General features: G+C 28.2%; 14 protein-coding genes. 9 read left to right on the forward strand and 5 right to left on the reverse strand.

Annotation, left to right across the window (positions count from 1 at the left end; genetic code table 11):
- Position 1: 1 nt before the first annotated feature.
- On the reverse strand, positions 2–532 hold the full coding sequence (locus tag ACYUE0_RS02855; protein WP_061996664.1) for a DUF4364 family protein: 531 nt from the start codon (positions 530–532) through the stop codon (positions 2–4).
- Positions 533–1,079: 547 nt separating this feature from the next.
- Between ACYUE0_RS02855 and ACYUE0_RS02860 the strand changes: the two genes are divergently transcribed.
- Positions 1,080–1,847, forward strand: coding sequence for a polysaccharide deacetylase family protein (locus tag ACYUE0_RS02860; protein WP_061996663.1), 768 nt, complete (start codon positions 1,080–1,082; stop codon positions 1,845–1,847).
- 161 nt (positions 1,848–2,008) lie between these two features.
- Entirely contained in the window at positions 2,009–2,734 is a 726-nt protein-coding gene (locus ACYUE0_RS02865; protein WP_061996662.1) for a single-stranded DNA-binding protein, read from the forward strand.
- Positions 2,735–2,764: 30 nt separating this feature from the next.
- On the opposite strand, the gene dapD is transcribed toward ACYUE0_RS02865, so the two are convergent.
- Positions 2,765–3,475, reverse strand: a complete 711-nt coding sequence (gene dapD, locus ACYUE0_RS02870) for a 2,3,4,5-tetrahydropyridine-2,6-dicarboxylate N-acetyltransferase (protein WP_460269440.1) — start codon at positions 3,473–3,475, stop codon at positions 2,765–2,767.
- 367 nt (positions 3,476–3,842) lie between these two features.
- On the opposite strand from dapD, the gene ACYUE0_RS02875 reads away from it, so the two are divergent.
- Together ACYUE0_RS02875 and ACYUE0_RS02880 are read left to right on the forward strand one after the other, a co-directional pair.
- A complete protein-coding gene (locus ACYUE0_RS02875) occupies positions 3,843–4,382 on the forward strand; it encodes a cob(I)yrinic acid a,c-diamide adenosyltransferase (protein WP_460269441.1) in 540 nt (179 codons plus the stop codon).
- A 22-nt stretch (positions 4,383–4,404) separates the two neighbouring features.
- Positions 4,405–5,550 (forward strand): pyridoxal phosphate-dependent aminotransferase, encoded by a 1,146-nt coding sequence (locus ACYUE0_RS02880; protein ID WP_460269442.1) that lies wholly within the window; start codon positions 4,405–4,407, stop codon positions 5,548–5,550.
- A gap of 27 nt (positions 5,551–5,577) precedes the next feature.
- On the opposite strand, the gene dapB is transcribed toward ACYUE0_RS02880, so the two are convergent.
- The 3 genes from dapB to ACYUE0_RS02895 form a co-directional block, all read right to left on the reverse strand.
- Positions 5,578–6,336, reverse strand: coding sequence for a 4-hydroxy-tetrahydrodipicolinate reductase (gene dapB, locus ACYUE0_RS02885; protein WP_460269443.1), 759 nt, complete (start codon positions 6,334–6,336; stop codon positions 5,578–5,580).
- A 68-nt stretch (positions 6,337–6,404) separates the two neighbouring features.
- Complete coding sequence (gene dapA / locus ACYUE0_RS02890; RefSeq protein ID WP_460269444.1) at positions 6,405–7,283, reverse strand: 4-hydroxy-tetrahydrodipicolinate synthase; 879 nt, start codon at positions 7,281–7,283, stop codon at positions 6,405–6,407.
- Positions 7,284–7,329: 46 nt separating this feature from the next.
- Positions 7,330–8,328, reverse strand: a complete 999-nt coding sequence (locus ACYUE0_RS02895; RefSeq protein WP_061996656.1) for an aspartate-semialdehyde dehydrogenase — start codon at positions 8,326–8,328, stop codon at positions 7,330–7,332.
- 1,319 nt (positions 8,329–9,647) lie between these two features.
- Here ACYUE0_RS02895 and ACYUE0_RS02900 point away from each other — a divergent pair.
- From ACYUE0_RS02900 to ACYUE0_RS02920, 5 genes are all read left to right on the forward strand, one after another.
- Entirely contained in the window at positions 9,648–11,330 is a 1,683-nt protein-coding gene (locus ACYUE0_RS02900; protein ID WP_460269445.1) for a peptide ABC transporter substrate-binding protein, read from the forward strand.
- 79 nt (positions 11,331–11,409) lie between these two features.
- On the forward strand, positions 11,410–12,357 hold the full coding sequence (locus ACYUE0_RS02905) for an ABC transporter permease (protein ID WP_061996654.1): 948 nt from the start codon (positions 11,410–11,412) through the stop codon (positions 12,355–12,357).
- Positions 12,358–12,372: 15 nt separating this feature from the next.
- Entirely contained in the window at positions 12,373–13,302 is a 930-nt protein-coding gene (locus tag ACYUE0_RS02910) for an ABC transporter permease (protein WP_061996653.1), read from the forward strand.
- Positions 13,303–13,317: 15 nt separating this feature from the next.
- Positions 13,318–14,343 carry an ABC transporter ATP-binding protein gene (locus tag ACYUE0_RS02915; RefSeq protein ID WP_460269446.1) on the forward strand — a complete coding sequence of 342 codons (1,026 nt, stop codon included), beginning with the start codon at positions 13,318–13,320 and terminating at the stop codon, positions 14,341–14,343.
- Positions 14,343–15,323 (forward strand): ABC transporter ATP-binding protein, encoded by a 981-nt coding sequence (locus ACYUE0_RS02920; RefSeq protein WP_061996651.1) that lies wholly within the window; start codon positions 14,343–14,345, stop codon positions 15,321–15,323. The genes ACYUE0_RS02915 and ACYUE0_RS02920 overlap by 1 nt, the downstream gene beginning before the upstream one ends.
- The last annotated feature ends 960 nt before the right edge of the window (positions 15,324–16,283 follow it).

The following is a 16,283-nucleotide window of genomic DNA, read 5'->3' on the forward strand; positions in this document are numbered from 1 at the left end:
TTTAATCTTCGTCAATTAATGCATTAATAATTTTTGTATATAAATCTGAAGAATTAGATTTCCATTTATAACAAAGTTCTCTAGCTTGCTTATTAGATGCAACACTAACTTTTAAATCTATAAGTGTAGTATCATTTTCGGAAGCAATTAAATTAACTAAATAACTATTTTTATTTTCTATAGTATAATCAGCAGTTACAGTAAGCTCTTTTTTTATACTAGAGATTTTATGCTCCATATATTCTTCAAGCTGAGAAAGTTTTTCTTTAGAGATTCTGTTTTCAAATAATGAAAGAACTTCTTTTCCGTTATCAGCAATAACTAGCCTATCTTTCCCATGGTCAGTAATATGTTTTAAAAGATTTGCAGAGGTTAGTTCTACTATATATTGCTGTAGAGTGAAATAATTCATAAAGTTATTCTCTAAAATTATTTCTGTAATTTGCATATTGGAAATAGGAAGTTTGATTTTATTTAGAATATATAATAATAATAATTTATTCTCTGCTAAGTTCATGGAATCTTCAAACATTCAATTTCCTCCTTTGAATAAAAGTAAAGAGTTATCAATAAAATGTAAGTTCTATTATTTAGTAATTTACATTTAGATTAATTATGATAGTGAAATACGTACTCCATTAATTAGTTTATAAATTATAAAAATATTTTAAGCATTTTTTATAATTAAGTTACTTAGAAGTATTATTCACCTTATGGGTATCCAAAATTCACATCATGTAATTTTGGAGCCCTATATATTTAATATTCATAATATATAAAGTAACCCAGTTAATTATATCTATTTAAATATAATTAAAGAAATTCACATTAAAATTTTTTTATTCACATTAAAGGTATATTTTAAATATTTTCTCTTTAGTAAAATAATCTTGAGCATGTATTTATTCTTTTAATGTTCTTAAATATATTTTAAAATGTAATGTAAAAATTAAGTTCATATTACATTATATCAATGATTAAAAATTATTTCATTATATTTATATGAAAAATTAAAATAGTTTTAGTAATATAGTGAATCAGATTTGAATAATATTTAATTGAACTAGGGAGTTAATTTTGTGGAGGGGATAGAGATATTTAAAGGGGAAAAAAGATTTATAATTACTTTATCAATACTTATGATAATGGGACTTACTATTATAGGAATAAGTAGTACAAGCACTCTTCAGGCATTTTCACAAAGCAATAAAAAGTTACCTATTTATTCAGTTGCTACAAAAGAGAAAAAGATAGCTATAACATTTGATACTACATGGGGAGAAGACAATATGGATGAAATTTTAAATGTTCTTGATAAATATAATGCTAAGGCTACATTTTATGTAGTAGGCCTTTGGATAGATGATTTTCCGGAAGAGGTAAAAGAAATTGATAAAAGGGGTCATGAATTAGGAAATCATAGTAATAAACATCCAAATATGACTACTATATCAGAAGAAAAAATAATAAAAGAATTGGATATAACTGACGCAAAACTATTAGATATTACTGATAAGACCAGTAAAACTTTTAGGTTTCCAGAAGGTGCTTTTAATGATGCAGCATTAGATATTGTAGAAAAAACAGGTAGAAAATGTATACAATGGGATGTAGATAGTATAGATTGGAAAGGTGAAGGTTCAGAAATTGAAGCGGAGAGAGTTTTAAAAAAAGTTAAAGAAGGATCTATAGTATTATTCCATAATGCAAGATATACACCACAATCTTTAACAATAGTTTTAGAAAAATTATCAAAAGAAGGCTACGAATTTGTTACTATCACAGACTTAATCTATGATGATGAATATAAAATAGATGGTAATGGAAGGCAAATAAAAAACAAATAATACATTGCATAGAAATACTATTTGTATTATAATGGAAACAAATGATTGAAAGTATAAAATTAAGAATTATAAGAATTTTCATAAAATTGGTCATAGTTATCGAATAACAAGAATATACTATGATATAAAACTAAACTGAACTAAGGGAAAGAGGGGTTACTATGGACAATACAATGTTGAATAACAAAATTTATTTAGAGGGTAAAATTATATCAGGATTAGAATTTAGTCATGAAATGTATGGAGAAGGGTTTTACAATTTTAGTTTAGAAGTTCCAAGATTAAGTGATACTACTGATATTTTAAATATAACAGTTTCAGAAAGACTTACAACTGGTATAGATATGAGTTTAGGCACTGAAGTAATAGTAGAAGGACAGTTAAGGTCTTATAATAAATTTGTAGATGGATCTAATAGACTTATATTAACTGTTTTTGCTAGAGATATTAGAGAATTAAAAGAAAAGAGCAAAAACCCAAATCAAATTTTCTTAGATGGATATATATGTAAGGAGCCTATATATAGGACAACTCCTTTTGGTAGAGAAATTGCAGATATGCTATTAGCAGTAAATAGATTATATAACAAGTCTGATTATATACCTACTATTGCGTGGGGAAGAAATTCAAGATTTTGTAAGAGCTTAGAAGTTGGAGATAACATAAGAATTTGGGGAAGAGTTCAAAGTAGAGAATATCAAAAAAGAGTATCTGATACTGAGGTGGTTAAGAAAATAGCATATGAAGTATCTATATCAAAAATGGAAAGAGTTGAAGAAGACGAAAGCGATGTGGCTATTTCTGATACAGAAAACAAGGAATTTGATATGGAAGAGAATGAAAATAAAAATTGTAATGAGAGTGAAGAAATTCAAGATGTAATATAGAAGATAAGAAAAAGGTGCTTTGCACCTTTTTTATTTTCTAAGATCATCTAATAATTCAGTTTTACCTTTAGTCTTATTATCTACAGATTTAATAATTTTAGCAGGACAACCTGCAACAACTACATTATCAGGTACATCTTCAGTAACAACAGAACCTGCTGCTACAACAGAGTTTGCACCAATTTTTACACCTTCAAGTATAACAGCATTAGCACCAATTAGAGTGTTATCTCCAATTTCACATGGAGATTTGCTAGGTGGTTCTAAAACCCCAGCAACAACAGCACCAGCTCCAAGATGAACTCTTTTGCCAAGTTTTCCTCTAGCACCTATTACTGCATTCATATCAACCATGCTCTCTTCGCCGACTTCAGCACCAATATTAATAACTGCACCCATCATTACAACTGCATTTTTACCAATACTAACTTTATCTCTGATTATAGCTCCTGGTTCTATTCTGGCATTGATATCTTTCATATCTAGCATAGGGATTGCGGAATTTCTTCTATCATTTTCTACTCTAAAATTATTGATTATGCTATTATTTTTATCTAAGAAATCTTTAACCTCATCATAGTTTCCAAATAATATGTAAAAATTTCCATGACCATAACATTCTATGTTATCAAATTTACAATTGTTTAAATCGCCGTTTACATATACTTTTACTGGGGTAGCTTTTTTTGATTCTTTTATAAATCTAGCTATCTCATATGGATCTGTTAAATTATAATTCATATATATAACTCCTTTCATTAGTTAATACTCACAACATAAATGATATAATAAAATAAAAATTATTTAAAGACATATATGTAATATTTATGTGTTTTTATAAAAAAGTTTATACGTTAATATAAAACTATACATTAATCATTATAAATTATCAACATAAATCCAATTTATGTAGGGTTCAAAAATTCATTTGAATTTATAGTTTTATAAAGGAAAATTTTTTAGAAGTTTTCTAACCCCAACTTTTAGTTTAAAACTAATTGAAAATGATGAAAATCTTAAATTTAAAATTAAAGCTTTTTATAAAAAGTGAATAGTATTTTACAATTAGATTTAAAATACATATATAATAAAGTAGGAGGAAATAATTTTGGGAAATTTAAAAGAAGGATACATTCAAATATATACAGGAAATGGAAAAGGAAAAACTACTGCAGCTATGGGATTAGCAACTAGAGCAGCCGGAAACAAATACACTGTATATATTGTTCAGTTTTTAAAAACAGGTAATACAGGAGAACTTGAAAGTGCTAAAAAAATGGCTCCATATTTTAATATATTTAGGTTTGAAAAGACTAAAGGATTTTTTTGGACTTTAAATGAAGAGGAAAAACAACAATTAAAGCTAGAAATACGAGAAGCATATAACTTTTGCTTAGAAACTATAAAAAATAGAACATGTGATATTTTAATATTGGATGAAGTAATTGGTGCTGTAACCAATAAACTTTTAACAGAAGAACAGATAATATATCTTATGGATAATAAGCCTAACGATATGGAACTTATAATCACTGGCAGAGATCTTCCTGAAAAAATAGCAGAAAAGGCAAATCTTATAACAGAGATGAAAGAAGTAAAGCATTATTATAATGAAGGAATTCCAGCTAGAAAAGGAATAGAATTTTAATATAGAATTGGGGTAATTAAAGATGGATAATATTTTTTGTGAAAATATAAAAAAAGTAGAAATATCAGGTATAAGAAAATTTTATAATAAGGTTTTAAAGGTTAATGATGCAATATCATTAACGCTAGGTCAGCCAGATTTTCCAATGCCACAATCAGTAAAAAATGGAGTTTTAAAAGCAATTGATGAAAATAAAACTACATATACACCAAATGCTGGTATATTGGAGCTTAGACAAGAGATAAGTAATTACTTGAAGAATAGTAGCATAGAGTATGAGGAAGATGAGATATGCATTACAGTAGGTGGTAGTGAAGGTCTTATGAGTACTTTTATGGCACTTATAAATAGTGGAGATAAAGTATTAATACCTAATATAGCATATCCTGCATATGAAAGTATAACTCAAATTGTAGGTGGTGATATAGTAAATTACAAATTGAATGAAGATTTTACTATAAATATTACTCATTTAAAGGAAATGATTAATACTCACAAACCTAAAATATTAGTATTATCATGTCCAAGTAACCCTTGTGGAAGTATACTTACATTAGAAGAAAAGGAAAGTTTGCATCAGATAATAAAGGAAAATGATATTATAGTTATAAGCGATGAAATTTATGCGTCTCTTTGTTATGGTGATTATTATTCTATAAGTCAGTGCTATGATATAAGAGAAAAGATAATAATGGTTAGTGGTTTTTCTAAGATGTTTTCTATGACGGGTCTAAGAGTAGGGTATATATGTACTACAAAATATATTATGGAAAATATATTAAAGGTTCACCAATATAATGTATCTTGTGCTACATCTATAAGTCAGTATGGGGCTTTATCAGGATTAAAATATGGTCTTAAAGATGTTGAAATTATGAAATTAAAATTTAAAAAGAGAAGAGATTATGTATATACACGATTGAAAGATATGGAATTAGAGGTATGCAGACCAGATGGAGCTTTTTATATATTCCCATCTATAAAAAAATTTAATATGACAAGTGAAGAATTTTGTCATAGACTTTTAAATGAAGAAAAAGTAGCAATAGTTCCAGGAACTGCTTTTGGAGAAGGCGGGGAAGGATATATTAGAATATCTTATTGCTATAGTGATGAAGAATTGCAAATTGCTTTAGAAAAATTAGAAAATTTTATAAAAAAAATATAGCTCTAGGTTTTCTAGAGCTATATTTTTTTATAAATTAGTATTTACGATATTATCCATAGAGTATAGACCTTTAGATTTATTAAATATAAATTCACAGGCTCTTAATGCACCTATTGCAAAAACTTCTCTAGATATAGCAGAATGTTTTATTGAAATAACTTCACCGGCACCGGCAAATATAACTTCATGTTCTCCAACTATATTTCCACCGCGAACTGTGTGTATGCCTATCTCTTTTTCATCTCTTTTTGAGATTCCTTCTCTTCCATATATGAAATTAGTATCTGAATCTATAGAATCTTTAATAGTGTTAGCAAGAAGTAATGCAGTACCACTAGGAGCATCTACCTTTTGATTATGATGTTTTTCTATTATTTCTATATCAAAATCTTTAAAAAGTAAATTACTTATATTTTTTAGTATAGCATTAACTATATTTATACCAATAGACATATTTGCAGAATAGAAAACAGGAATAGCATTAGCTAATTCTAATATTTGTGATTTTTCTTCATTAGAATATCCTGTAGTACAAAATATTACTGGTTTATTGTTTTTAAGTGCAAAGGTTGAAATATCTTTTAAAGAATCAGGTCTAGAAAAATCCAAAATTACATCTATATCTACATTGCAATCAGATATAGTACTGAATATTGGATAATTTAAAGTATTATCGTTAAATTTATCAATACCAGCTACTATTTCTAAATTTTTAAAGTTTTTAGATGTGGCAGAAATCATTTTTCCCATTTTCCCACTACATCCAACTAAAAGTACTTTTACCATAGTATCCTCCTAAATGATTTAAAGCTTCTATAAGGTTTAAAATTAGAAACATATAGAAGCTTTAAATTTTATAATAAGTTATGAGCAGATAAAGAAGATTTTAAAGTTTCCTTATTTTTATCTTCCATATCAACAAGCGGTAATCTTAAATCACCTACATTTTTATTCATTAAATTAAGAGCTGTTTTAACAGGGATAGGGTTAGTTTCTATAAATAAATTGTTAGATAAATCTAATGTATCTAGTTGTAGCTGTAATGCTTCATTAACTTTACCTTCTTCAAATAATTTGCATATATTATGAACTTTATCAGGAATTACATTAGCAAGAACAGATATAACACCTATACCGCCCATAGCTAATATTGGAACTATTTGATCATCATTTCCAGAATAGATATCTAGTTTATCTTTACATAAAGCTTTTATTTTTATAATTTGGCTCATATCACCACTAGCTTCTTTAACTGCAACTATATTTTTAAATTCACATATTTCTTTTAATGCTTCAGGTGGTATATTCATACCAGTTCTACCTGGAACATTATAAACTATTATTGGCGTATTTACATTATCATTTACAGCTTTAAAATGTGCAACAAGACCTTTTTTACTAGTTTTGTTATAGTATGGATTTATAACTAATAATCCATCTACTCCTACTGATTCAGCATATTTACTCATTTCTATAGCAGAAGCTGTATTGTTACTTCCAGTACCAGCAATTACAGGAATCCTTTTGTTTATAATATCAACAGTAAATTTTATTGTATCCTTTTTTTCTTTTTCAGTCATTGTAGAAGCTTCACCAGTAGTTCCACAAATTATAATTGCATCTGTATTATTAGATATATGCCATTCTAATAATTCTTTTAATTTATTAAAGTCAACTCCTGTTTTAGTAAAAGGGGTAATTATAGCTACTCCAGAACCTTTAAAAATACTCATAATAACAATCCTTTCTAAAATAAATTTTTGTTTTTAAAATATATAATTAAATAAGATTTTTTTCAATAAATACTTCAGCAATTTGAATTGCATTTAGTGCGGCACCTTTTCTTATGTTGTCGGCAACAACCCAAATATTAACCCCATTGTCTGTGCTAAAATCTCGTCTTATTCTACCAACATAAACCTCATCTTTTCCAGCAACGTCTATAGGCATAGGATAAACACAATTTTCAATATCATCTTTTAAAACTATGCCTTTAGCAGAGGCGTAAAGTTTGAATATATCTTCTATATTAAAAGAAGATTTTAATTCAATATTAATACTTTCACTATGTCCATGATATACAGGAACTCTAACAGTAGTTGCTGTTATTTTTAAAGAATCATCATGAAAGATTTTTCTTGTTTCATTTATCATTTTCATTTCTTCTTTAGTGTATCCATTCTCTAGGAACACATCTATTTGTGGTATTAAGTTAAAAGCTATAGGAGATGTGAATTTTTTAGGGCTTTCTCCTTTTGAACCATTTTCAAGATCTTTAAATCCACCTAAACCAGCTCCAGAAACAGCTTGATAAGTTGAATATATGATTCTATCTATTCCATATGCATCATATATTGGTTTTAAAGCTACCATTGCTTGTATTGTAGAACAATTAGGATTAGCAATGATGCCTTTATGATTTTTTATATCTTCCCAGTTAACCTCTGGAACAACTAATGGAACTTCAGGATCCATTCTAAAAGCGCTACTATTATCTATAACGATGGCTCCATACTTTACAAAGGTTTTAGCAAATTTTAAACTAGTGTCACCACCAGCTGAAAATAGTGCGAAGGTAATTTTTTTGTTTTTAATATTATCTTCAGTTAATTCTTCTACAATTACTTCTTTATTTTTAAAAACTAAAGTACTACCTGCAGAACGTTTAGAAGAAAAAAAATAAATATTATCTATAGGAAAGTTTCTTTCTTCTAATATACTTATAAATTGTCGTCCTACCATCCCAGTAGCACCTACAACAGCTACATTATAATTCAAAATAATCACTCCTCAAATATATATTATAATCGTATTATATGAGAAAATATAATTGATGTATTAGCTCTAAAATTAAGTTGTTAATTTAGAATTAAAATTTATTTATTTCTCTATAATATTATTATATATTTTTACATAATAAAGTTATATACTTTTGTAAAAATATGCATATTAAAATATATGAAACAATATAAAAAATATTAGCTTCTATTAGTATATTAAAATAATTATATAAAAAAAGATATATATATATGAATAAAAAATAAAAAAATAAGTTTGAAAACAATTACAAAACGAAAAAAATGCAATTTATAGCAAAATTAATTGCAAAAAAAAATTAGAAAATAAAAATAAAATAAAATAATTTTATGTAATATTTTTACAGAGATTAAAACAATATATGAATTGTTAAAAGTTGGTTTAAAAAAAATTGCAATTTCTATGAAAAATAGATGAATTTAAAAAATAAAAAGATTAAACTTAGTATAATAAATAAAATATACTAAATTGATTAGAAAAATCTACTTTAAAATAGTAAACGTTGTACAAATAAAATTCATTTTAAAATTAGTACTGTTAAAAAAAAATTAAAAAATAATTTTAAATTTAAGCATAATAAATATAATTACTTACATAAATATATATATAAATAAAATATTATAAGTTAAAAAATAGAAAAAATATTAAAAAAATCAGGAGGATATTTATTATTACTTAAATTTAAATAAGAAATAGTAAAAACAAATAATTAAGACTTAATTTTAGCACAACTTAAAAATAGTAGTTTTAAAGAGAAACTTTATACTAGTTATTTGTAAAACAATTAGACTATATTAAAAAATAAATAATTAATATAAAATTGTAAAAAAGTATATTTTAGATTGAATATAATAGTAGAAAAAAGAACAATGTTTACAAATTAGAAATAAGTTTTTCCAGAATAAAGAAAATTAATTGTTTTTAGCATTAAAAAAATAAAAAAAATTTGAAAAAACCATTAAAAGTAATAAAATTTCATAAACAAATGAAAACTAAATTGTTTGACAATTGAAAAGTGATATGATAGTATTATAAAAAATAAAAATTTCCAAATAATTCTGTTTGGATTTTTATAAAAAGTTAAGTGTAAAAGTTAAGTGGCAGTGGTTGAAGATGTATATAAAATATGAATATGTTTAAAATTAAAATATTAATAAATTGAAAATTTAGATAAAAATATAATTTTATGATTTAGGGCGTAGAATTAATTGGAATTATCTAAAAATTCAAAATATAATACGCAATTAGATTCATTGCCACCAAATAAGGGGGACTAATTAATGAAAAGCAAAAGAATGTTAGCGACAATATTAACAGTTTCATTAACAGCTTCAATAGCTCTTGCTGGCTGTGGAAGTGGTGGAAATGAAAGTGCTAATGGAGAAAATGTAGGAGAAGGAACAAAAGATGCAGAGCAATACTTAAATGTACTTGCATTAGAACCAAAAACTTTAGATGTTTCTAAGAGTACTGATACATACTCTTCAGATGTTTTAGTTCAATGTATGGATGCATTAACAAGAACAGAAACTAAAGATGGAAAGGAAGAAGTCGCTCAAGGAGTAGCTGAAAGTTGGACAACTTCTGAAGATGGATTAAAATGGACATTTAATTTAAGAGACTCTAATTGGAGTGATGGAAAACCTGTTACTGCTAAAGATTTTGAATACTCAATAAAAAGAACAATGAAACCGGAAACTGGTTCACCTTACGCATTCTTATTATATCCAATAAAAAATGCAGAACAAGTAAATTCAAGTAAGTTACCAATTGAAGAATTAGGAGTTAAAGCAGTTGACGATAAAACATTAGAAATTACACTAGAAAGTCCATGTCCATACTTTTTAGGAATAACATCTTTTAAAGTAATGCAACCACAAAGACAAGATATTGTAGAGCAAAATGGAGAAAAATATGGCTCTGAAGCGAATACATTAATATTTAATGGACCATTTAAAATTACAGAGTGGACACATAATAACCAAGTTGTATTAGAAAAAAATGATCAATATTGGGATAAAGATAAAGTAAGTTTAGATAAACTAACAATGAAAATAATAAAAGAAGTGCCATCAAGAATGAGTGAGCTTTTAAATGGATCACTAGACACTTGTGCGGTTACTAAGCCTGAATGGATTAAAAAATTTGATGAAACTGGAAACTTTAATGTTATAAATGCTTATGATGGAGCTACAACATATGCATTCTTTAATACTAAAGATAAGTATATGTCTAATGCTAAAATAAGAAAGGCATTTATGATAGCTGCAGATAGAGAAGGTACAGTTCAAACTTTATTTAAAGGGTTAGCAGAGCCGGCATATGCTTGGTGCCCACCAGCAGTAAAAAGTGGTGAGGAAACATTTAGGAGTAAATCTGAAGATTTTGTTAAAAAACTAAAAGATGAAAATCCGGATCCAAAGGCATTGTTAGTAGAAGGATTGAAAGAGTTAGGACTAGATACAGATCCATCTAAACATACATTTAAGTACTTACAATCTGGCACTAATGCAGAGGCAAAAGAATTCTCTGATTTTGCACAACAAAATTACAGTCAAGTATTAGGTGTAAATGTTCAAGTGGAACAGGTTGATTTTCCAATTTTCCAAAAGAGAACAAAGGAATTGGATTATCAAATAGCTGCAGCTGGATGGACAGGAGACTATAATGATCCAATGACATTCTTTGACGTGTTTATAACAGGTGCAGGTGCTATTGATAATGGTTGGGAAAATCCAGAATATGATGAAATAATTAAAAAAGCTAAAAATTCTAATGACCAAAATGAAAGAGCGGAACTGTTTAAGCAAGCAGAAGAATTACTTTTATATAAAGAAGGAGTTATTTCGCCATCAGTTTATAGAAAAAGAAATACTTATGTAGCTAAATATGTTCATGATGTAATGTATCCATTATTCGGAGTAAATGATTATAAATACGCTTATACTTCTGGAAGAAAGTAAGGGTGTTTTACAATAAAAGTGCAACGAACTTATAAAATAGTTCGTTGCAAGCACTTTATTTTAATGGAGGGATGATGTGATGTTAAAATTTACGTTAAAAAGACTGGGGTACATGTTTGTAACGCTATTTATAGCTATAACAATAACATTTATGTTAATACATGCTATACCAGGTGACCCACTGGCTTCTATGGCTAGAAACTTGCCACCACAAATTAAGGCAAACTATTATCAAAAATATGGTTTGAATGAGCCGGTAATAGTGCAGTATCAAAAATTTATAAAAAATGCACTACATGGAGATTTAGGAGAGTCTATAACTTATGCAGGAAGAAGTGTTACAGAATCTATTACAAGTTATGCACCGATTTCAGCTAAAATAGGAATACAAGCTATAGCAATAGGATTTACTTTAGGAATTTTATTAGGTATTATAGCGGCATTTAATAGAGGAAAATGGCCTGATTATTTAGTTATGTTTATAGCGATTTTAGGTATTTCTGTACCTAGTTTCGTAATCGGAGCGTTATTACAATTCTTCTTCACAGTTAAATGGATGTTATTGCCATCAACTGGTTGGGCTGGGTTTGGAATAAGTGGACTTAAATACACAGTACTTCCAACTATAGCATTAAGTTTTGGATCTATAGCGACTTATGCAAGATATATGAGAGCAAATTGTCTTGATGTAATAGGACAAGATTATATATTAACTGCAAAATCTAAAGGTGTTTCAAAGGTAAGCTTAATATGGAAACATGTTATAAGAAATGCGATACTTCCAGCTATAACATTATTAGGACCTCAAATTGCGAATATATTTACAGGATCATTTGTTATTGAAAGTATATTTGCTATACCTGGATTAGGACAATATTTCGTTTCATCAATAAACGACAGAGATTATCCAATGGTTATGGGACAAACAATATTCATTTCTTTTTTATTTATCTTCTCACTATTTGTAGTTGATATAGTATATGGATTAGTTGACCCAAGAATCAGAGTTTCAGGTGGAAAGAAATAGGGGGGGGTGTGTATTATGGCAGAATTATCAAAAGAAAAGTTTGAAATTATAGGTTGTAAAGAATTAGATTCAGATTTGATTTTAAGACCTAGTATGACTTATTGGCAAGATGCTTGGAGAAGATTAAAGCAAAATAAAGTTGCAATATTATCACTTTGTATACTGATAGCTTTAACTATAATGGTTATTATAGGTCCTATAATAGCGAGAGCTATATCTGGTGTAGGTTTTGAAGTTACAAATAATGATTTAGTAAATCAACCACCAAATTCACAGTATTGGTTTGGTACAGATCAATTAGGAAGAGATACTTTCGGAAGAGTATGGCAAGGTGGTAGGGTATCTATATTTATAGGTATTGTTGGAGCTATTGTAGATACTGTTATTGGTTCTATATATGGCGGTGTATCAGGATTCTTCGGTGGAATAGTTGATGATATAATGATGAGAATATTGGAGATACTATACAGTATTCCTTATTTAATAATAGTAATATTATTTTCTTTGATATTTGGAAAGGGAATTGGATCGCTGATTTTAGCCATGACTGTTACAGGATGGTGTTATATGGCTAGACTTGTCAGAGGGCAATTACTACAAATAAAAGAGCAAGAATATGTTCTTGCGGCAAAGGCATTAGGCGCAAGTTCATCAAGAATAATAGCAAGACACTTAATACCAAACACACTAGGTGTTATGATTGTTGCCATAACATTTGATATACCTGGATTTATATTTGGTGAAGCATTCTTAAGTTATATCGGACTTGGCGTACAATCACCAGACACAAGCTGGGGTGCATTAGCATCAGCTGCTCAACAGAATTTAATATTCTATCCAGAGCAATTGTTATTCCCAGCATTAGCGATTTCTTTAACGATGCTATCATTCCAATTACTTGGAGATGGTCTGAGAGACGCATTAGATCCAAAATTACGTCAGTAGTAGGAGGGAATAGCTATGGAAAAAATATTAGATATAAAAGATTTGAGAGTTTCGTTTCATACTTATGCTGGTGAAGTTCAATCAGTAAGAGGTATAAGCTTTCATTTAAATAAAGGCGAAACATTAGCAGTAGTTGGAGAATCTGGTTGTGGTAAAACTGTTACAGCGAAGGCTATAATGAGATTGCTTCCAGAACCAATGCCGGCAGAAATAAAAGAAGGAAGTAAAATTGAATTTGATGGAAATAGTGTTTTAGATATGGATGAAAAAGATTTAAGGGAGCTTAGAGGTGCAGATATATCTATGATATTCCAAGACCCGATGACTTCTTTAAATCCAACTATGACAATCGGAAAACAAATATCAGAAAGTTTAATTATTCATAGAGGAATGAGCAAAGATGAGGCTATGAAAGAAGCTATAAAAATGCTTGATCTTGTTAATATTCCTAATGCAGATAAGAGGGCTTATCAATACCCACATGAGTTTTCAGGCGGTATGAGACAAAGGGCCATGATAGCTATAGCGCTTGCATGTAACCCTAAAATTCTTATAGCAGATGAGCCAACTACTGCCCTTGATGTTACTATTCAAGCGCAAATTATGGACCTTATAGGAGATTTGCAAGAAAAACTTGGAACAGCTGTTATTTTGGTAACTCATGACTTAGGTGTTGTTGCAGACGTTGCAGATAGAATTCAAGTTATGTACGCAGGCCAAATAATAGAAAGAGGAAATGTAGATGAAATATTCTATAATCCACAGCATCCATATACTTGGGCGCTATTGCAATCAGTTCCTAGATTAGACACTAAAAATAAAGATGTATTATATGCATTAAATGGAACACCTCCAGATTTGATAAAGCCACCTGTTGGATGTCCTTTTGCAGCTAGATGTGAGTATTGTATGGGAATTTGCAGAGAAGCAATGCCAGAGGTTACAGTTGTTAGCGATACTCATGAAGTATCTTGCTGGTTAAAACATTCAATGGCACCTAAGATTGAAGTTCCTAAAGTTCTGAAAAGAGGTGAAGAGTAATGGCTAGTGAAAGAATAAAGAAAGATAATAATGAAATTTTAATAAATGTTAAAAACTTAAAAAAATACTTTAATGTAGGAAAAAATGCTACATTAAAAGCTGTTGATGACGTTAGTTTTCATATCTATAAAGGAGAAACTTTAGGACTTGTTGGTGAATCAGGTTGTGGTAAAACAACTTGTGGTAGAACAGTTATGGGTCTTTATGAGGCTACAGATGGAGAAATATTATTTGATGGTCATGATATAAGTAAACTAAATAAAAAAGAAAAAAAGCAGTTTGCAAGAAGAGCTCAAGTAATATTTCAAGACCCATATGCATCATTAAATCCTAGAATGACTGTTGGTGATATAATCGGTGAAGGTATAGATATACATGGATTATATAGCGGTCAGGAGAGAACGGATAAGATATATCACCTTTTACAATTAGTTGGATTAAATAAAGAGCATGCATCAAGATTTCCACATGAATTTTCAGGTGGACAAAGGCAAAGAATAGGTATAGCTAGAGCTCTTGCTATAGAACCAGATTTTATAGTTTGTGATGAGCCTATATCTGCACTAGATGTGTCAATACAGGCTCAAGTAGTAAACCTACTTATAAAATTACAAAACGAGCTAGGATTAACTTATCTATTTATTGCCCATGATTTATCTATGGTTAAGCATATATCAGATAGAGTTGGAGTTATGTACCTTGGTACTATGGTTGAGCTTGCATCAAGTCATGATTTATACGAAAAGCCATTACATCCATATACTCAAGCACTACTTTCATCAATTCCTATACCAGATCCGGAGATTGGAAGGAGCAAAAATAGAATAGCCCTTGAGGGAGAAGTTCCAAGTCCAATAAATCCAAAGCCTGGATGTAGATTTGCAGCTAGATGTAGATATGCTAAACCTATTTGTAGTGAAAAAAATCCAGAGTTTAAAGAAGTTGAACCAAATCACTTTGTAGCATGTCACTTATTATAAAGTGTAATATGAAGTTTTTATAAAAAGAATGGTTTTAAATGAGTTTATTCATTTAAAGCCATTCTTTTTAATTGATTTAAATTTATACAGGGTTCTAAAGTTATTCATTTATCAAGTGAGAAGGCTTAAATTAATATTTTATCAATAACTAACAGATTATTTTAGTTAAAAGTTAAGAGTGAATAGTGAACAGTTGTGGTTATTACTACTCACTTCGTTCCTAGTAATTATCAACGTATCTTTTTATAAATTTGCAAAGCAAATTATATTGATAGATTTTTAAAAATCATTTTCAGAAAGTGGTTGACACTTTCATCCTAAATTCATAATTCATAATTCATAATTCTTAATTAACTATATTTGTACTTATTTTTCTGAACTGATAACAAAAATTTCATGAATAAATTTAAATGGGAGCTTGTATCCCTATATTACTCACTATGCTCTTGATAATGCTAAACATACTTTTTTAGGAACGGCTTTGATTTCTTTAGGTTTTATTGATATCCTTTCGATTTTATTGAAAAAGCAACTTACGGAAAATAGATTTCGGTACGCCTGTCCTTCTTGTTACGGCTGTAAACTTTGAATATAACTTTAGTTAGTTTTATATCTTTAACTTAGATTTTACCTGCTCTAATTTAAAGAAAATAGTAATTATAACTTAAAATTTTAGTTTAAAAATCCATAGGGGTAAAGTTAAGCCTAAAAATTCCTAAATTATAAAGTTGAAAGTAATAATGAAAAGAAGGATATTTTATTTAAATAGAGTGGCTTAACTTTACACATATGTTTATAACCTTATATAAATGTTCACATTCATATAAAAAAGTTTAAAAATACTAATTTTTCATGTAAAAAGGTATTAAAATAGTTTCCTTTTTAAATAAATAATAAAGATTGTTAACTGGAAAAACTTGAATTGAATTCTGAAAAAATTGTCAAAAGGTAAGAGAAATA

The organism is Clostridium sp. CTA-19 (assembly GCF_054767855.1).